This is a genomic window from Pontixanthobacter aquaemixtae (assembly GCF_009827395.1).
Taxonomy (GTDB): Bacteria; Pseudomonadota; Alphaproteobacteria; order Sphingomonadales; family Sphingomonadaceae; genus Pontixanthobacter; species Pontixanthobacter aquaemixtae.
The window spans coordinates 428,080-446,613 of sequence record NZ_WTYX01000002.1 but is presented as its reverse complement, the minus strand read 5'-3'; the positions used below and the strand labels follow the sequence as shown (position 1 = coordinate 446,613).

Annotated in this window: 19 protein-coding genes; 14 read left to right on the top strand and 5 right to left on the bottom strand. The window is 58.9% G+C overall.

Annotated features, from left to right (window positions below; all coding sequences use genetic code 11):
- Window positions 1-5: 5 nt before the first annotated feature.
- Window positions 6-716, bottom strand: a complete 711-nt coding sequence (locus GRI41_RS11125; RefSeq protein WP_160605062.1) for a hypothetical protein — start codon at window positions 714-716, stop codon at window positions 6-8.
- Between the two features lie 157 nt (window positions 717-873).
- Between GRI41_RS11125 and GRI41_RS11120 the strand changes: the two genes are divergently transcribed.
- The 4 genes from GRI41_RS11120 (at window position 874) to GRI41_RS11105 (ending at window position 5,538) form a co-directional block, all read left to right on the top strand.
- Window positions 874-1,791: a UDP-2,3-diacylglucosamine diphosphatase gene (locus tag GRI41_RS11120; protein WP_160605061.1), complete on the top strand. Its 918-nt coding sequence runs from the start codon at window positions 874-876 to the stop codon at window positions 1,789-1,791.
- Window positions 1,788-2,867: a glycosyltransferase family 4 protein gene (locus tag GRI41_RS11115; protein WP_407985558.1), complete on the top strand. Its 1,080-nt coding sequence runs from the start codon at window positions 1,788-1,790 to the stop codon at window positions 2,865-2,867. The genes GRI41_RS11120 and GRI41_RS11115 overlap by 4 nt, the downstream gene beginning before the upstream one ends.
- A gap of 151 nt (window positions 2,868-3,018) precedes the next feature.
- Window positions 3,019-3,780: a DUF1013 domain-containing protein gene (locus GRI41_RS11110; protein ID WP_160605840.1), complete on the top strand. Its 762-nt coding sequence runs from the start codon at window positions 3,019-3,021 to the stop codon at window positions 3,778-3,780.
- A gap of 66 nt (window positions 3,781-3,846) precedes the next feature.
- Entirely contained in the window at window positions 3,847-5,538 is a 1,692-nt protein-coding gene (locus tag GRI41_RS11105) for a long-chain-fatty-acid--CoA ligase (RefSeq protein ID WP_160605059.1), read from the top strand.
- Between the two features lie 30 nt (window positions 5,539-5,568).
- On the opposite strand, the gene GRI41_RS11100 is transcribed toward GRI41_RS11105, so the two are convergent.
- Both GRI41_RS11100 and GRI41_RS11095 read right to left on the bottom strand, forming a co-directional pair.
- The gene (locus GRI41_RS11100) at window positions 5,569-5,976 is read right to left on the bottom strand and encodes a bactofilin family protein (RefSeq protein WP_160605839.1); all 408 of its coding nucleotides are present in this window, start codon (window positions 5,974-5,976) and stop codon (window positions 5,569-5,571) included.
- A gap of 4 nt (window positions 5,977-5,980) precedes the next feature.
- Window positions 5,981-7,078, bottom strand: a complete 1,098-nt coding sequence (locus GRI41_RS11095) for a M23 family metallopeptidase (protein ID WP_160605838.1) — start codon at window positions 7,076-7,078, stop codon at window positions 5,981-5,983.
- A 325-nt stretch (window positions 7,079-7,403) separates the two neighbouring features.
- Here GRI41_RS11095 and GRI41_RS11090 point away from each other — a divergent pair, with 325 nt between their 5' ends.
- The 10 genes from GRI41_RS11090 to wecC all read left to right on the top strand — a co-directional run bounded on the left by GRI41_RS11090 (window position 7,404) and on the right by wecC (window position 16,077).
- Complete coding sequence (locus GRI41_RS11090) at window positions 7,404-8,060, top strand: nicotinate-nucleotide adenylyltransferase (protein ID WP_160605058.1); 657 nt, start codon at window positions 7,404-7,406, stop codon at window positions 8,058-8,060.
- A 156-nt stretch (window positions 8,061-8,216) separates the two neighbouring features.
- A complete protein-coding gene (gene rsfS, locus GRI41_RS11085; RefSeq protein ID WP_160605837.1) occupies window positions 8,217-8,585 on the top strand; it encodes a ribosome silencing factor in 369 nt (122 codons plus the stop codon).
- 42 nt (window positions 8,586-8,627) lie between these two features.
- Window positions 8,628-9,050 (top strand): 23S rRNA (pseudouridine(1915)-N(3))-methyltransferase RlmH, encoded by a 423-nt coding sequence (locus GRI41_RS11080; RefSeq protein ID WP_160605057.1) that lies wholly within the window; start codon window positions 8,628-8,630, stop codon window positions 9,048-9,050.
- Window positions 9,051-9,054: 4 nt separating this feature from the next.
- A complete protein-coding gene (locus GRI41_RS11075) occupies window positions 9,055-10,272 on the top strand; it encodes a murein hydrolase activator EnvC family protein (protein WP_160605056.1) in 1,218 nt (405 codons plus the stop codon).
- Between the two features lie 132 nt (window positions 10,273-10,404).
- Window positions 10,405-11,763 carry a S41 family peptidase gene (locus GRI41_RS11070; protein ID WP_202388798.1) on the top strand — a complete coding sequence of 453 codons (1,359 nt, stop codon included), beginning with the start codon at window positions 10,405-10,407 and terminating at the stop codon, window positions 11,761-11,763.
- A 16-nt stretch (window positions 11,764-11,779) separates the two neighbouring features.
- Window positions 11,780-12,247: a disulfide bond formation protein B gene (locus GRI41_RS11065; RefSeq protein ID WP_160605055.1), complete on the top strand. Its 468-nt coding sequence runs from the start codon at window positions 11,780-11,782 to the stop codon at window positions 12,245-12,247.
- Window positions 12,244-12,780, top strand: coding sequence for a demethoxyubiquinone hydroxylase family protein (locus GRI41_RS11060; protein WP_160605054.1), 537 nt, complete (start codon window positions 12,244-12,246; stop codon window positions 12,778-12,780). Before GRI41_RS11065 ends, GRI41_RS11060 begins: the two co-directional genes overlap by 4 nt.
- 117 nt (window positions 12,781-12,897) lie before the next feature.
- Window positions 12,898-13,482 carry a hypothetical protein gene (locus tag GRI41_RS11055; RefSeq protein WP_160605053.1) on the top strand — a complete coding sequence of 195 codons (585 nt, stop codon included), beginning with the start codon at window positions 12,898-12,900 and terminating at the stop codon, window positions 13,480-13,482.
- Between the two features lie 58 nt (window positions 13,483-13,540).
- Complete coding sequence (gene wecB / locus GRI41_RS11050) at window positions 13,541-14,665, top strand: non-hydrolyzing UDP-N-acetylglucosamine 2-epimerase (RefSeq protein WP_160605052.1); 1,125 nt, start codon at window positions 13,541-13,543, stop codon at window positions 14,663-14,665.
- A 110-nt stretch (window positions 14,666-14,775) separates the two neighbouring features.
- A complete protein-coding gene (gene wecC / locus GRI41_RS11045) occupies window positions 14,776-16,077 on the top strand; it encodes a UDP-N-acetyl-D-mannosamine dehydrogenase (RefSeq protein WP_160605051.1) in 1,302 nt (433 codons plus the stop codon).
- A 6-nt stretch (window positions 16,078-16,083) separates the two neighbouring features.
- Here wecC and GRI41_RS11040 read toward each other — a convergent pair whose 3' ends face one another.
- Window positions 16,084-17,097 carry a GDP-mannose 4,6-dehydratase gene (locus GRI41_RS11040; protein WP_160605050.1) on the bottom strand — a complete coding sequence of 338 codons (1,014 nt, stop codon included), beginning with the start codon at window positions 17,095-17,097 and terminating at the stop codon, window positions 16,084-16,086.
- A 32-nt stretch (window positions 17,098-17,129) separates the two neighbouring features.
- Window positions 17,130-18,431, bottom strand: a complete 1,302-nt coding sequence (locus tag GRI41_RS11035; RefSeq protein WP_160605049.1) for a sugar transferase — start codon at window positions 18,429-18,431, stop codon at window positions 17,130-17,132.
- Window positions 18,432-18,534: the final 103 nt, after the last annotated feature.

Here is an 18,534-nt window from a genome sequence, read left to right as displayed (position 1 = left end):
GCGGCTTAGCCGCCCCAGCCGCCATCATCGTATCCGGCCGTGTCATCCATCGGTTCGCCATAAGCGGAGACATCGGCTTCGGGATCGCTCATCGGGGATGCATCGGGCACGAACTCCTGCTCGCCCGCACCCCAATCGCCTTCGCCCGGCCCGGAGGCGAGCATTGTCGCCCCGTCATCTGAACCACCTTGCGGGATAAGCCCGCCATTGCTGATATTCTGCAGAACCGCGGCGATGCTGATCAGCGACGCCTCTAGCCGCATAGTTGCGAAATCGCCCGCGCTGCCGCTTTCCAGATTTGCGGCCAGCGCCTCCAAGTCTTCCTTCAGGACTTTCTCGACCTTGTCTTCGGCAACAACTTTCTGCCCGCCGTCGACATAGCCTTTGACCGCCGGAACATCGACCATGACCGCGACATAGCTGCCGCCCTTCTCTCCACCGGTAACGGTGAAGCGCACGATGCCATTATCGTATCCATCGGCTGCGGGGAGCGAATATTCGATGATGCCGCCATCGGCCAGCGTACGCGAGATCGGTTTGCTTACCAGTGCCGTGGGTGAGCTCACATCCACTTTGGCAAGGCTGCTTACCACCGCATCGGGAGAACGCTTGATGTGGACGGTAAAGTCATCGCTTTCGCCGCCGCACCCGCTTAACAATACGGCCAGACATACACCTGCTATTCCGCGCATCATCGTCACCCCCTCGAAAAGCATAACCCTTCGATTAAATTGCTAAAAATCTAGTTAAATCGGGAAGCAGGCGGCGAAACCTGGGTGTAATATTTGCGTCAATTCGTCACAGAAGTGAGATTCGTTTGTCACAATTTGCTGTCACAGAGCGCCTAGGACCGGCGCTGACAAGGCGAATTCGATGACGGAAAATCCCCTCGGTGGACACGGACATCTCCTGCCGGCTTTTGATAAAGTTGCAAACTTTCCGCTCAATGCCCCCAAAATTCCGGAACCAAGCGGAACCGACAGGCGAAAATTCAGGACCATATGGATCAGCGATGTCCATCTGGGCACCAAAGGCTGCAATTCCGGCTTGTTGATCGACTTCCTAGATCACACGGATAGCGAGACCATGTATCTCGTTGGCGACATTATCGATGGCTGGCGTTTGAAGAAGAAATTTTACTGGCCTGCCGAACATAACGATATTGTCTGGCGCATTCTGAAGCGCGCCAAACGCGGGACGCGCATCGTCTATGTGCCGGGCAATCATGACGAAATGGTGCGGCCATTTTCAGGCATGAATTTCGGCGGCGTCGAGATCGAGCGCGCAGCGTTCCACACCACCGCTGACGGCCGCAAACTGATGGTCATTCATGGCGACGAATTCGATACGATCATGCTGGCCCATCGCTGGCTCGCATTCGTTGGTGACGCGCTTTACCATCTGGCCATGGGCTTGAATATCTGGGTCAACCGCATCCGCCGGGCTTTCGATCTGCCCTATTGGTCGCTTTCGAAAATGGCCAAGCACAAAGTCAAAAATGCCGTCGAGTTTATTTCCCGATATGAAGAAGTCGTGGCCCGCGCCGCGGCTGAACGCGGGGTCGACGGGGTTGTTTGCGGCCATATCCATACCGCGGAAATCCGCGATTTTGACGGCGTCCAATATTACAATGACGGCGACTGGGTGGAAGGCTGCAACGCGCTGGTCGAACATTTCGACGGTACCATGGAGCTGCTCCATTGGCCGGAAGAGATCGCCAAACGCACTGATGCCGCGGCGCCTGAAGGCAAAGCCGATGATCCCGATTCAACGACGAAGGTGGCCGCATGAACAGGATGTCCAAATTCCCGGAAGACGGCGCGTTTCAACGCCCGTTTCCCGAACGGATTGTTATTGTTACGGATGCGTGGCTTCCGCAAACCAACGGAGTGGTCCGGACCCTGACCGCCACTTGCGAGATGTTGCGCGATTGGGGGCATACCGTCGATGTCATTTCACCCGACCAGTTTCTGTCGGTGCCGTGCCCCACATATCCCGAAATACGGCTCGCTCTCCCGCGCCCGGGCGCGGTGGCGGGGCGCATTTCCGATTTGTCTCCCGATGCGGTGCACATTGCCACAGAGGGGCCGCTCGGGCTCGCTGCCCGCAATTTCTGCGTGGCCGTCGATTTCCCCTTCACGACTGCTTACCACACCCAATTCCCTGAATATCTCGCTCGCCGGACACCTTTCTCTGCCCAGACATTCTGGCGCTACATCACCTGGTTTCACCGGCCTGCGGAAAGGATTATGGTTGCGACAGAGAGCATCCGCGCTCAATTGCGAAAGAACGGGCTGACCAACCTGCATCATTGGGGGCGCGGCGTGGATCTCAGCTGCTTCACACCCGATGCTGTTGCGCCCCGCGAATTTGCGGACCTTCCGCACCCGATCCAGCTTTATGTGGGCCGTGTCTCGGTAGAGAAGAATCTCGAGGCATTTCTCGCCAACCCCTATCCGGGTAGCAAAGTGGTTGTCGGCGACGGCCCGGCGCGCGCTGCGCTCGAGGCAGCCTTTCCCGACGCGCATTTCCTCGGCAGGAAAACCGGGCGCGATCTGGCCGGTTGCTATGCTGGCGCAGATGTATTTGTGTTCCCCAGCAAGACCGATACTTTCGGGCTGGTGATGATCGAAGCATTGGCTTGCGGTACCCCGGTCGCGGCATATCCGGTGGCTGGGCCGATCGATATTGTGACCGAGGCAACGGGGGCCCTGTCAGACCAGCTTGAACGGGCCATCGCCGCCGCAGTGTTCAGCAACGGCAAGGACTGCGTAAAGCATGGGTCCAGTTTCGGCTGGGAAACCGCAACCGGGCAGTTTTTGTCTGGCCTCGTCGCCACAAATGAGGACTTGGTGCCAGTAGGGTAATTGCTTGCCGAACTGCTGCATTTGCACTAGATCAAACTCCAAGCGGCCGCTCCGAAAGGGGCGGCCCTGCTATTTCTGGCGCTATTTTCAGCCGCATTTTACGGAGATTCCCGTGGCTAAATCCGACACTAAAATCCAGCCCAAACCGCTGATGCCGCATGCAACGGCCACATGGTTGATCGACAATACCGGCCTAGCTTTCGAACAGATCGCAGAGTTCTGCGGGCTGCACATTCTCGAAGTACAGGCGATGGCCGATGATCTGGCTGGCAGCAAATATACCGGCCGCGATCCGCTGCATTCCGGAGAGCTGACTCAGGAAGAGATCGCCAAGGGCGAAGCGGATTCTACCTACAGTCTGGTGATGCAGAAAGCTCCGGTCGAAGTCACCCGGACCAAGGGCCCGCGTTATACCCCTGTGTCGAAGCGGCAGGACAAGCCCGACGGTATTGCCTGGCTGCTGCGCAACCACCCGGAAATTTCCGACGCGCAGGTTTCCAAACTGATCGGCACAACGCGCAATACGATCAACGCCATTCGCGACCGCAGCCACTGGAATATCCAGAACATCCAGCCCAAGGACCCGGTAACTCTGGGCCTGTGCGCCCAGCGCGAACTGGATGCCGTGGTGGCGAAAGCTGCCAAGAACATTCCTGCTCCTGAAGTGGAAGAAGGTGCCGAAAATGCAGCGCCGGAAACATCCAAAGTCAGCGACAAGGACAAGCTGATCGCCGAACTCCACGCTGAGCGGGCCGCGGAAGAAAAGGCCGCAGCCGAAGCCGCGCAAGAAGCCGAGGCCGCTGCGTGGCTGGAGGCCAAGCGGGCGGGCGAAGCGGATGGAAGCGCCGCAGCAGCCGAGCAGAATCCGCACGAAGCCACTCCCGATGAGGATGGCGAAGCAGCAACAGAGTAAAGCCAAAACGCAGATTGGCGGGATTGTCCCTTGCCCGGATCGCGGGCTTGGGCCATTCCCACTTACATGAGTGTAAGTAACGTCAGGAATCCGTTCGCCGACATCGCCTATCACCACCCTACGCCGTGGGATACGCAGTTCGAACCCATGGCGCTGCCCGATATGTTCGCGCGCACCGCGCGCCGTCTACCCGATGCGCCGCTCGCGCATTTTATGGGCCGGACATATTCTTATTCCGAGATTTTCGAAGACGCGCAGCGTTTTGCGCGCGGCCTGAAGGCCAATGGCATCGCGGAAGGAGACCGCATTGGCCTGTTTCTCCCCAATGTCCCGATTTATATCGCCGCATACTACGGGGCGATGATGGCGGGCGCGGTGGTGGTCAATTTCTCGCCGCTTTATTCGGTTGAGGAACTCGCCCAGCAAGTCGCCGATTCGGGCACGCGCACGCTGGTGACCGTGGATGTGCCCGAATTGCTGGGAACGGCTGAAAGCGTTTTGCATCACTCCGTTCTCGAAACGCTCATTGTCGGCAGGCTTTCCACCATGCTCCCGGCTCTCAAAGGCTTCGCGATGAAGCTCTTTGCGCGCAGCAAAATTGCCAAAGTGGCCTATTCGGATGAGATCCTCGGCTGGGATGATGTGCTGTCGAGCGGAGAGGCGCATTGCGCCCTGCCGACAGTATCCCCCGACTCGCTGGCGCTGCTGCAGTATACTGGCGGCACAACGGGCGCACCCAAAGGCGCCATGCTCAGCCATGCAAACCTGTCCGTAAATGCGCAGCAAGTTGCTTCGATCAATCCGTTCGGCAATCCGCAAGACGAAGTGTTCATGGGCGCGCTGCCGATGTTCCATGTGTTCGCGAACACGGCATTGCTCAATCATGCAGTGGCTACCGGAGCATCGATTGCGATGGTCCCGCGTTTTGATGTCGATCAGGTTCTCGATGTAATCTCGAATCGCGGCACGACCGGCTTCCCCGGCGTGCCGACGATGTTTCAGGCGCTGCTCGACAACCCCAAATTTGCCAGGACCGACTTTGGCTCGCTCAAAGTATGTATTTCGGGCGGGGCACCGATTTCAATACCTTTGCGCGAGAGGTTTGAGGCAGAAACGGGCGTGCGCGTTATCGAAGGATACGGGCTTACGGAGAGTTCCGGCGTGGTCTCCGCCAATCCCTATGACGGATTTCGCAAATCGGGCACCATCGGTCAGGTCGTCCCGGGCACATTGCTGCGCTTGGTCGATAAAGAGGATGCCACCAAGGCAGCGCCCGATGGTGAACCGGGCGAACTGGTCATTCGCGGCCCGCAAATCATGCAGGGATATTGGAACCGGCCCGACGCGGCGGCAACCGCATTTGTCACTCTCGACGGTGAGCAGTGGCTGCGGACAGGCGACATCGCAACCATCGATGCAGAAGGCTTCGTTCAGATCGTCGATCGCAGCAAGGATATGATCGCGGTCGGCGGTTTCAAAGTCTTCCCGAGCCAGGTCGAAGAAGTTCTGGTCGATCATGAGGCCGTGAAGGAGGCTTTGGTGATTGGCCGGCCGGATGATTATCTCGGCGAAACGCCGCATGCCTATATCACCTTGAATGACGGCTTTGAGATTTCAGGCGAAGAGCTCGCCAAATGGCTCAATGACCGTGTCGGCAAGCATGAGCGCGTGTCGCAAGTGGTTATTCGCGGGGAGTTGCCCAAAACGATGATCGGCAAGCTCGACCGCAAAGCGCTACGCGCCGAAGTGCAAGACTGATTTTTCCGAGAACTGCCGGACGCCGTATCGTTAGTTCGAGATGATCAGCTTGGGCTCATCTTCGTTGGATGACTTGGCCGCTTCTGAATTTTTCTGCGGTGCCGCGGCTGCCTGCGCGCCTTGCGGTGCAAAGCGGCCTTCGACCTGAGCGCCTTGCTCGATCGTCAGCGCATCATACTGGACGTCGCCATGGATCTCTGCGGACTTCAGGATCACCAGCTCACGCGCGGCGATCGAACCGGTCAATGTACCGGCGAGCCGTGCTGATTCTGCCTTGATCGCTCCTTCGATCCGGCTGCCTTCGCCCTGCACGAGCGAGGAACAGGAAATGTCCCCTTCGATCGCGCCATCAACGTGCAGCTCGGTCGATGCGGTCACATCGCCTTTGATCGTGACATCGGAACCAATCACCGAAAAGGTCGAATTGTTGCTCGCCATCGATTTACCGGCTCCGCTGGCGCGTGGCACGCTGCGCTCGGGCTTCTTTGAGAACATTGGGGGCTTTCTCCAGGAACGGGCGCGGGTTTACCGCGCGATCATTAATACGCACTTCAAAATGCAAGTGCGGACCGGTCGAACGACCAGTGCTGCCAATTGCGCCGATTACGTCGCCAGCCGCGACACTTTGCCCCACTGTGGCGCGAATATTGGACATATGGGCGTAACGCGTCATCAAACCGTTACCGTGACTGATTTCTACGGTTTTACCATAACCCGATTTCCAGCCGGAAAAGGTCACTTCGCCAATCGCGGCGGAATAGATCGGTGCACCGCGCGGCCCTTTGAAATCGAGGCCCGAATGCATCGCGCCGCCGCCATTGAACGGATCGCGCCGATAACCAAAACCCGAAGAGATGGATTCAGGGTTGGCCGGGGCAAATTGCGGTATGCCCTGCAATCCGCGCTCCAGCGCATTCATGCGCGCCATGCTCAGGCCCAGCCGTTCAAAGCGCGGATCGATCTTTCCATTCGCGCCCGTTGCAAGAATTTCCAGCGGACCACCCATCGCTTCTTCGGAAGCCGAACGCTCGATCGTGCTGGGGTCGAGCCCAAGCTCACGAATGGCTGTGGCTGCGCGTGCAGCGCGGCGGTCAGCATAGCGTGTCAGGCGTTCTACATAAGCAAGCTGTCGCGCTTCCAGTTCGGCAAGCGATGCAGCTTCAGGGATCAGCGCGCTGACTTTTGCGACTGTTTCTCCGGCTTCACCGCTCGAATCGGAAACCGTATCGTTTGCCTTGTCCGCCGTCGCATCATCGGGAAGGGCTGCCGTAGCCGCTTCGAGGAAATCCTGCCGTGCAGCAAGATCACGCGTAACCTCGTCAATATCGTCAGCGTATTCTTTCACGCGTTCTTCGGCGGTGGCCACCGTCGCTTCACGCTCGAGCAAAGAGGATCTCTCTGCCTGTGCCTGATACTGGCTCCACGCCATCACAGCCATCGAAACCGCCCAGGCCAGCACAGCAGCCAGCACAATCGCGGCTGCAATCATCTGGAATCTGGAGGTGAAAGTTATAAAGCGGACTTGGCCTTGGGACCGCATGAAAAACTCGCGGTCTGGAAACCAGTCAGCCAGACGGCTTAGCCAACCGCCTGCTGTATCGTTTTGTCCCAAGATGATCCCCACGACCTTTGTAATTATCAAGTGCCGGCGCGCTAGCACGCGATCCCCGACGGGTCGAATCCGCATAGGTTTGCATTTGAGGATTCAGGGCCGAGTTGAGCGAGTCACGCGATGAAGCGTTGCAATTCACCCAAAATGGGACGTTTTGTTGTACAAACACGACGATTCTGTGCCGCTGGCAAGCCCGATTCGTAACCGTTCGCAGCAGGCTGACAGCCCGCTTGGGCAATGCTAGGCAGACACAATGACACTGAGAACCGGCCTTCTGGGCGGCAGCTTCAATCCAGCACATGGCGGCCACCGGCGCGTATCGCTTTTTGCCAAGGATGCACTGGGCCTGGATGAAGTGTGGTGGCTGGTCTCGCCGGGCAATCCGCTCAAGCCGAAAGCGGGAATGGCACCGCTTTCGGCGCGGGTGAAATCCGCCATCGCGCAAGCGCGGCGCGCGCCGATCAAGGTCTCGGCAATCGAGCAACAATTGCGCACCCGCTATACTGTGGACACGCTGCAATCGCTCGAGCGCCGCTATCCCAAACGCGAATTTGTGTGGCTGATGGGGTCGGACAATCTGGCGCAATTCCACCTGTGGCGGCGGTGGCGCGACATCGCCCGCACAATGCCGATTGCGGTCATCGCCCGGCCCGGCTATGATGCGGAAGCTATCGCGAGCCCTGCGATGGCTTGGCTCAGGCGGTACGAAATGTCTGCGGCTCAATTTCGACAAGGGCATTTTGGGAGCGCACCGGCACTGGTGACATTGCGTTTTGATCCTGATCCGCGTTCGGCAACGGCAATCCGCCGCGCCGATCCGAATTGGGCGACCCGCCTGTCAGAGGCACCCGCGCGCGACCAAGTAACTCACCAGCCAGTTCGGGCAGACGAAGCGGGCGCAATCGCATGATGTGTCGGCCGCTCGCTTTGCAGTCCCCGACATCAGCCATCCATACAAAGTCCATTCATGATTTCAGGAGTATCGGAAACGCCTATGAATCAGGCGCCTACACAATCGGCAGCAGACCCTTCGGGTTCTGCGGACCAGAACAGTCCAGCATCCACGATGGATGAAGTCACTGCAGAGCCGGGCACACCGCTTGCCACAGTGCTTACGCAGCTCGACGATGATCAAGCGCAGGAAGTGGTAACCATTCCGCTTGCGGGCAAATCGAGCATTGCCGACCATATGGTGATCGCATCGGGTCGTTCGACGCGTCAGGTCGCTTCGATGGCGCAGAAACTGGCTGAAAAGCTGAAGAAAGACGGCCACGGCCCGGTTCGGCTGGAAGGCTTGCCGGCTGCCGATTGGGTGTTGATCGATGGCGGCGATGTGGTGGTCCATCTGTTCAGGCCCGAAGTCCGCAGTTTCTACAATCTCGAACGCATGTGGGCGTTCGGCGATGCGCCTCCGGTTGCGTCGGGCACTGCCTGAATGCGCTCTCTGCAGGCCCGCTTGCCCAGCCGGGCCTGATTGATGCTGCTCCACGTCATAGCCCGCGGGAAGATTGCCCGATCTCCGGAAGCCGATCTGGTGGCGCGGTATGACAAGCGGCTGACCTGGCCGACCAAACTCACCGAATTGCCCGAAAGTGGCGGGCGCATCCCTGACGCACAGACCCCTTTCCGCACCGTCCTGCTGGACGAGCGGGGAAAACAATTCGGATCGGAAGATTTCGCAGGCTTGCTGGGCGATTGGCGCGATGATGGCATCCGCGAAGCGCGCTTTGTTCTTGGCGCTGCCGATGGCCATTCGCCCGAAGAGCGCAGGCAGGCCGATGTCCTGCTGGCCTTCGGCAAGGCCACTTGGCCGCATTTGATGGCGCGGGCGATGCTGATGGAACAGCTCTATCGCGCAACCGCGATACTTGCAGGCCATCCCTATCATCGGGCAGGGTAGCGGCATGAATGCGAACAAGCCTTTACTCGCTTTGGCACTGTTGTTCCCGGTTTCGGTGGGAACGGTTGCCTATGCGCAGCGCGAGGCCGAATTTGAAGATACCGGCAGCGCGCGCGAAGCGCTGAACCGCGCATTGGCCGAAGCGCGTGAAGCAGATGAGCGGGGTAAACAGCTGGAGGCCGAAGCGCGTGCTGCGACCGAAGCTGCGGAAAAAACAGCGACCGAGGCAGCCGCGCTGGCCGCGCGCATCCAGCAAGCCGAGGCGGGCATTGATGCAGCCGAAGCGCGCATTTCCTTGATCAACGAGCAGCGCGACGGGCTGAGCAAGCGTCTTGCCGAGCGCCGCGGGCCATTGGTGCGTCTCACCGGCGCGCTACAAAAACTGGCGCGGCGGCCATTGGCGCTATCCGCGCTCAAACCGGGCAGCTTGCGCGAAACGGTTTATCTGCGCGCCGTGCTTGAAAGCACAATCCCGCAAGTGCGCGAACGGACGGCTGTTTTGCGCGCAGAAATCGATCGGGGCCGCGCTCTGGAACAGGAAGCCCAGCAAGCACTCGCCGCTCTGGAAGCCAGCGAAGCAGAGCTGGAAGACCGGCGGACCCGTTTGGCTGCCATCGAAACACGGCAAAGGCTGGAATCGCGCCAGGCAAGCGGAAATGCCGATCGCGAAGCCGAACGCGCGCTGGCATTGGCAGAAGAAGCCCGCGATCTGGATTCGCTGGTCGACAAAGTGGATGCCGCGGGCAGTCTGCGCAAAGAACTGGCCGCGCTTTCGGGGCCGATCATGCGCCCGGGCCAGCCCGAAAATGCATTGGCGGGTGCGGCGAACCCTTCGCCCAGCCCGTCAGCGACAGCGCCGCGATCCGGTTTTCAGCTCCCCGTATCGGGCCGCACCATTGTCGGTTTTGGCGAGGCGGGAGAAGGCGGCGTGCGCAATAGCGGCATTTCGCTTTCACCGCGGGAAGGCGCGCAAGTTATCGCCCCGGCGGAAGGCAGGGTGGCATTCGCGGGGCCCTATCGCGGATATGACCGTATCGTTATTCTCGAACATGATGGCGGGTGGACCAGCCTGGTAACCGGGCTTGCACGAACCGATGTGCGGGTCGGCGATGATCTGGTGTCAGGCGCGCCATTGGGGGTTGCCGGATCGGAACGCCCGATTATCACGCTGGAAATTCGCCGCGACGGCAAACCGGTCAATCCACTGGAATATCTGCAATAGGTCGGGCCGGGTTTGTAACCTATCGAAAGCCAATCGCCCCGCCTTGGGACAGCAGGGCACTGTCGATCAATCCTCATCTGGCATTCAGCCACTGTGCGCGATAGACAGGACCGAAATCGAAAGGCCCAGAGTATGAAGAAGGCTCGCATTAAATTCGCCGCGCTTGCGCGTTCGGCAGCGCTGGTAACGGCTGTTGCTCTCATTCCGGCAACCACAGCCGGTTTTGCCCAGGTCGATGGCAGGGCGGGCCCCGAATTTGCGAAATTGTTCGCCACCTATCAGCAGATCAAAGCGAACTATGTTGAAGATGTCGACGATGACAAACTGATTCGCGGCGCGATTGACGGGATGCTGGCCTCGCTCGACCCGCATTCGGGCTATCTCGACGGATCCGCTCTCCAGCGGCTCGAAACAATGATTCAAGGCAATTATTCGGGCCTTGGCCTGTCGGTCACGCTTGAAGATGGCGCAGTGAAAATCATTTCGCCGTTTCGCGGCAGCCCGGGCGAGGAAGCCGGACTGAAAGCGGGCGATTTTATCACCCATCTCGATGGCAAGCTGATCTATGGCGGCGATCTTGACGAAGCGGTCAGCCAGATGCGCGGAAAGGCCGGCACATCGATCAAGCTGACAATTTTCCGCCCCGGCCGTGATGAGCCGTTTGATGTTACCGTGACCCGCGGCGTAATCGAGCTGGAGCCGGTGACGCATTCGCTCGAAGCCGGCAATATCGGCGTTATCTCGATCAACGAATTCTCTGCGGATGTTGGCGCGGACGTTTATGAAGCGTGGCAGGCGATCCGCAAGGAAGCTTCCGGCAATGTCACTGGTCTGGTGCTCGATTTCCGTTCGAATCCCGGCGGCTCGCTCGATGAAGCGGTTGCCCTTTCGGACTTGTTCCTCGACCGCGGACGGATCGTGTCGCAGCGCGGGCGCGCGGCGCGTGAGACCGTCTATTATGATGCGGAAACGGTATTCCCCGGGACCATCGCCTCGGATGTGCCGATGGTGGTTCTGATCGATGCGGGTTCGGCATCCGCATCGGAAATCGTCGCCGGTGCGCTGCAGGATCACCGCCGCGCTGTGGTTATGGGAGAGCAGAGCTTCGGCAAAGGCAGCGTGCAAAGCCTGATCTATCTCGACCGGAGCCGCACAGACGCGGTGAAGCTGACCACTGCGCGCTATTACACTCCGGCTGGCCATTCGGTGCAGGAAGGCGGCATCAGCCCCGACATCAAGGTCCCGCAGCTATCCGATCCCGATCTGGAGAAACGCGCGCGGTTCCAATTGCGCGAATCCGATCTGCGCGGGCATCTGGTCAATGAACTGGCTTTGGAAGACAAAGCACTCGAGACCGACAAGCTCGACGATCCGCGTTTCCAGCTGACAGCGGCGCAGCTCAAAGAGCAGGGCGTCGATGATTTCCAGCTTCACTACGCGCTCGAAACGCTTCGCCGCACCCGGCCCAGCAATATAGCGCGGCGCAACTGACCCCGGATAGAGACCTGTGAACCAATCGCTTAGATCCGCAAGGACGCTGGCTCTCGTTATCCCGGCATTGCTGCTGGGTGGCGCATATGTTTCGCAGTATGGTTTTGGCCTCTATCCCTGTGAAATGTGCTGGTGGCAGCGCTGGCCGCATTTTGCCGCGCTTGCTTTGGCGATCTTGTCCTGTTTCATCCCGCCCGCGCGGTTCTGGATTATGCTTTCGGGCCTTGCGATCATTGTCTCGGGCCTGATCGGCGGGTTTCATGCCGGCGTCGAATATGGCTGGTGGGAAGGACTGACCAGCTGCGCCACGGCAATTGGCGCCGGTGGCGGCGACCCGCTCGATGCCATCATGAATGCGCCTTTGATCCGCTGCGACGTTGCGCCCTGGACGCTTTTCGGCGTCAGTCTGGCCGGTTGGAATTTCCTGATTTCGACCGTTTCGGGTTGCGCGATCGTGGCCATGTCGGCCAAGGCTCGCGCATGACCAAGATTGCTCCATCCAAACCCGACACCGAACGTATGATCAGAGTGGATCAGGCGGGCGAATTTGGCGCAACGCGGATCTATGCGGGCCAATTGGCGGTAATGGGCGATCGCCATCCGCTTTCTGCGGAAATTGCCGCAATGGCCGCGCAAGAAGATGGCCATCACGCAAAATTTAACGCGCTGATGGCGCGGCGCGGTGTGCGCCCGACTGCGCTCCACCCATTTTGGTCGGCAGCCGGCTATGTGCTGGGCGCGGGAACCGCGTTGATCGGGCCGAAAGCAGCCATGGCTTGTACCGCGGCGGTCGAGACCGAAATTGACAAGCATTATTCGGCCCAGCTTGATGAACTGGCCGAAGGCAATGCCGACCCTGAACTGGCCGAAATGATTGAGGAATTCCGCGAGGACGAGCGAGAGCATCGCGATGCCGCGCTGGCGGCCGGGGCAGAGCAAGCCCCCGCTTACCCGCTGCTTTCGGGCGCAATCCGGTTGGGCTGCCGGGTGGCGATCAAGCTGGCCGAACGGGTTTAGCTGCGCGCAAGCATCCCAGTGCATCGGGAACCGCTTCCCTGTTTCGTGCGCTTCATATAATGTTCAACCTCGATAGCGCTTAGTCGCGCTCAACAGACTCTACCGATGGAAAATCCTATGAAACGCATTCTTGTCTCCGCCGCGATAGCCAGCGCCGCGATGCTGCCGGGCGCAGTGTCGGCCCAGGATGAAGTCGGCCCAAGCGATGATGTGTGCATGGCGATTGTCTATGGCGAGGATGAAGCCCCCGCCTGCGATGACGGAATGATCGTGGTGATCGCGCGCCTGCCCGATGGCGACCGTTACCGGATACCGGAAAATCTGCGATTCAGCGATGATCCGGAAAATACGGCTTGGGCGCGGCGGGTCGAATCGCTCGAAATGATCGGAAGCTTCGGCGCACTTTCCTGCTCTACTGCGGCAGCCGGCGGCTTTACCGGCTGTACGCAGCAATTGCTCGAACAGGCCTATGGCGAGAAGCGGAATTCCAGCAATGTTCGCTTTAGCGAGTTGATTGCGGCGGCCCGCGCAGAGCGGCTATCGAGCATTGATGCAGAAGCTGCCGCTGAACAGCAACGTGTCGAACAGATCGAGCGCGAATATATGGAGCGGCTTGAGGCCGAACGCGATGCGCCCACGCCCGATGAAACGGCTGAAGAATCCAGCAATCTTCCCGATCCGGGCGCGCAAACGGACGGCTGACCGCTTTAGTTAATCGCCGCATAGGCAGAATTAACTTTCCTGCGCTAAGGCGCGCTGCATGAGCACGCCGATCAAAATTCTCTCCGTATTCGGGACACGCCCCGAAGCGATCAAATTCTTCCCGTTGGTCCATGCGCTGGATGCAGATGAACGGTTCGACTCGCGCGTTTGCGTGTCGGGCCAGCATCGCGGCATGCTCGATCAGGTGCTCGAAATTGCCGGGATCGTGCCGCACCATGATCTCGATCTGATGCAGCCGGACCAGACGCTCGACGCACTGACTGCCAATCTGCTGACCGGTATCGGCAGCGTGCTCGATCAGGAAAAGCCCGATTGGGTGATTGTCCAAGGCGATACAGCAACCGCAATGAGCGGCGCGCTGGCGGCCTATTACCGGAAGATTCCCGTCGCGCATGTCGAGGCGGGGCTGCGCAGCGGCAATATCCACCACCCATGGCCCGAAGAGGTCAATCGCAAGATCGTGGGCAGCTTCGCCGCATTGCATTTTGCCCCGACTGAAACGGCTGCGGATGCGCTCAAACGCGAAGCCGTCGATCCCTCAAGCATTCATGTGACCGGCAATACGGTGATTGATGCGCTCCACTGGATCACTACGCAGATTGAGCAGAAACCCGAACTTGCGACCAACCTCGCCGGGTTGGAACAACGCTTTGCCGGCAAGCGCATTATCGGCGTGACCAGCCACCGGCGCGAAAATTTCGGTGGCGGAATGGAAGCGATTGCCGACGCTATCCGGCGGATTGCCGCGCGCGATGACGTGGCGATGATCTTCCCCGTCCATCTCAATCCCAATGTCCGCAAAGTCATGAATGCGCAGCTCGACGGGTTGGACAATGTCGCGCTTATCGAGCCTCTAGATTATCCGCATTTCGCGCGGCTGCTCGACATTTGCACGTTGATGCTGACCGATAGCGGGGGCGTGCAAGAGGAAGCCCCGGCCTTGGGTAAACCCGTTCTGGTCATGCGCGAAACAACCGAGCGCCCCGAGGGCGTCGATGCGGGAACCGCCAAGCTGGTCGGTACCGATGCCGATATGATTGTGGCCGAATGCAACCGGCTGCTCGATGATCAAGCCGCCTATGATGCGATGGCGCAATCGCACAATCCCTTCGGTGATGGCAAAGCGGTTGCGCGGATCGTAGAGGCTTTGGCCAACGGCTGATCCGGTTCGCCAAAGCCCGCAAGCCAAGGTCACCGGTAAATTGCGAACGTTACCGCTATATTTACCCTTTCTCCGTAACGCTCCGGCTGAACTTACTCAGCAGGATTATCATGCGCGGCGAAGAAAAACCCCAAGTCTGTGTCATCGGCCTCGGCTATATCGGCCTCCCCACCGCGGCGATCATCGCGCGGGCCAATTGTCCGGTTACCGGTATCGATGTGACAGAGAGCGTGGTCGAAACGATCAATCGCGGCGAAATCCACATTGAAGAGGTTGATCTGGACGGCCTTGTCCGCGGCGTTGTCCAGCGTGGAATGCTCAAAGCATCGACCCAGATCGTTCCTGCCGATGTGTTTGTCATCGCGGTTCCAACACCGTTCGAAAAGGACGGGCACCATACGCCCGATACATCCTATGTGATGTCAGCCGCGACCGAAGTGGCGGGCGTGCTTAAAAAGGGTGACACGATCATCCTCGAATCGACTTCTCCAGTGGGCACGACCGAGGCGATGCGCGATCTGATTTCGGGATTGCGTCCGGATCTCAAATTGCCGGGCAAGACAGATGAAACGCCCGATGTTGCCATCGCCTATTGCCCAGAGCGCGTTCTTCCCGGAAAAATCCTTGAAGAACTGACGCATAACGACCGCTCGATTGGCGGAATCACCCCGCGTTGCGCGCGCAAAGCCTTGGCGTTCTACAAGCGGTTTGTGCGCGGCACATGCGTGACCACCGATGCGCGCAGCGCCGAAATGACCAAGCTGGTCGAAAACGCCTATCGCGATGTGAACATTGCTTTCGCCAACGAACTTTCGATGATCGCCGACGAAATGGATCTGGATGTTTGGGAGGTGATCAAGCTTGCCAACCGCCATCCGCGCGTAAACATCCTGCAGCCCGGCCCGGGTGTGGGCGGCCACTGTATCGCGGTTGATCCCTATTTCATCATTCACGGCGCGCCCGAGCATTCGCCGCTGATCAGGACCGGGCGCGAAGTGAATGACGGAAAAATGCACCATGTGGTCGAACAAGCGACCAAGCTGATCGAAGACAATCCGGGCATGCCGGTCGCCTGCCTCGGCCTAGCATTCAAAGCCAATATCGATGACTTCCGCGAGAGCCCGGCACGGTTCGTCGCGGCCAAGATTGCCCGCAAATTCGGCGACCGCGTGAAAATCGTCGAACCCTATGCTGCGCAATTGCCGCGTGAATTCGATTCAACGGGCGCGGAACTGGTCGATATCGACTTTGCGCTGGAGAACTGCGGGATTCTGATCGTTCTGGTCGATCATGACATTTTCAAAGTTGTTCCCGCAGAGGAACGTCAGCATGCCATGGTCTATGACACGCGCGGTATTTGGCCCGATGCGCAAATGAAACAGAGCAGGCCGGGACTGCGTCTCGCCAGCTAAATCGCCTCACACGCTGTAATAGGCGCGATACCATTCAACAAATTGCCGGATTCCCTCGCGGAAATCGGTTTGCGGCTGGTATCCGGTGAGCGATTTGAGCAGATCGGCATTGGCCCATGTGGCGGGCACATCGCCTTTCTGCATTTCCATATAGTTGCGGTTGGCTTTGACTCCGCACTCCTCCTCGATCGCGTCGATGAAATCGGTCAGCTTCACCTTGTCGCTATTGCCGATATTGACCACGCGGAACGGCGCGGCGGGGGAAAGGCTGTCACCTTCGGCGATATCTTCTCTGTTTGCGGGCCGCTCCGGAACCGCATCGATCAGCAGACGGATTCCGCGCACCAGATCGGTCACAAAGGTGAAATCGCGGTACATTTCGCCGTGATTGTAAATGTCGATCGGCGTGCCATCGAGAATACCCTTGGTGAATTTGAACAGCGCCATATCGGGCCGGCCCCAAGGGCCATAGACGGTGAAGAAGCGGAACATGGTGGTCGGCAAATTCCACAAATGCGCATAGCTGTGCGCCATCGACTCATTGGCCTTCTTGGTCGCGGCGTAGAAAGTCAGCGGCGTTTCGACGCGCTCCAGCTCGTCAAACGGCATGTCTTCATTGGCGCCATAGACGCTGCTTGTGCTGGCCATCAGCAGATGGTCGACGGCCAATTCGCGCGCGCATTCCATGATGTTGAAAGTGCCGGTGATGTTGGAGTCGAGATAGGCGCGCGGGTTTTCCAGGCTGTAACGGACCCCCGCCTGCGCCGCCAAATGGACGATCACATCGGGTTTTTCTTCGAGCATCAGATCGCGCAGAGCATCAAAATCCTCGAGCATTCCGACATGCGCTTTGAAATGCTGGTTTTGCAGCAGCATCTGGTGGCGGCGTTCCTTGATCCGCACGTCGTAATAATCGGTCATTCCGTCAAACCCGACCACGGCAAAGCCCTCTTTCAAGAGCAGTTGAGCGAGATGAAACCCGATGAATCCGGCGGTCCCGGTGACGAAAACTTTGCGCATTATTGTGGATCCTAAAAAATATTACCGGTGCGCTATTTCGCACCGATCCCGCTCAGCACGACGCGGATCGTCTTCAGTGCGATCAGCATATCCAGCCAGTGCGAGATGTTTTTGACATAATAGAAATCGTAACGAAGCTTGGCATTGGCATCGCCAAGATCGGTAACGTGCCCTTGATTGACTTGCGCCCAACCGGTCAGGCCGGGCCGGACAATGTGGCGGTAGGAATAGAAGGGAATTTCCTTTTCATACCATTCCGAAAGGCTGATCGCCTCCGGACGCGGACCAATCCAGCTCATCTCGCCCTTCAGGATGTTCCAAGCCTGGGGCAGCTCATCAAGGCGGACTTTGCGCAGGAACCGGCCAACCCGCGTGATCCGGTCATCATCGCTTCTGGTCATGGCATCTTCGCGCTGCGCCAATGCGTCGTCATCGACCTCGCGTGCGCGCATGGTGCGGAACTTCACCATCCGGAAAACCTCGCCGCGAAAGCCCATCCGGTCCTGGATAAACAGCACGGATCCTCTTGAATCGAACTTGATGACGATAGCGATGATGGCCATCAGCAGAATAAGCAGCGGCGAGAGGACAATCACCGCGAGCACATCCAACGTCCGCTTCAGCGCCATATAGGGCAGGTTTGGGATGAGCGACCCGAGAACGTTTTCGCTCAGCCGGTCGATCCGGACTTGCCCGGTCTCTAGCTCTAATATTTGGCGGTAATGATAGACAGGGATACCGCGCAGCGCGGCCTTGGCAAAAAGCCGCTCCCACTCATCATCGTGATCATGGTGCAGGTCACCGACCAGTGACCCTTGGATCGACCCGCTATCGATCAGCGCCTCGATTTCCGCTGAAGAAGTGACAGCAATCTGATTGCCGCGATGGGGAATTTCCGAAACCCTTCCGCCTGCAATCAGATATTGCGGCTTGTTGCCAAGGCGAGTGAGCGCGGTGAGGACGTACCCGGTTGCCATTGTCATCAGCAGGCAGCCGAAAAATAATGACGTGCTGTATGGCGCCCTCATCAGCCCGATCGCCGCGAAAGCCGAGCCGAAGGTAAGCAGGTTTACCGGAACCACATAGGACAATTGCCGCGCCTTCGCGTAGATCCGCAGCCGGTCCAGAATGTACCAGCTGGCCAGTGCGGCAATCGTTGCGCCCGCAGCCGTGTTGGGCACATATCGTGCGTCGACCTCGGTAAACCGCGCCGCCAGCCAGATCAGGACCGGAACTACCAGGCCGAATGTGACAATGCAGAAAAATTGCACCGCGCGTCCGGACAGCGGGTGCTCCGATTGAGCAACCTGTGGTTTGTCATGCTGGGTCAGCACGAAAAATCTCCAATAGGTTGGGGGGCCATGGCAAGGCCACGCAGTGTAGCAACACGCCGAAGTCAGCCCCTCCGAACGGCACAAATCGCGCCTTAGCGAAAAA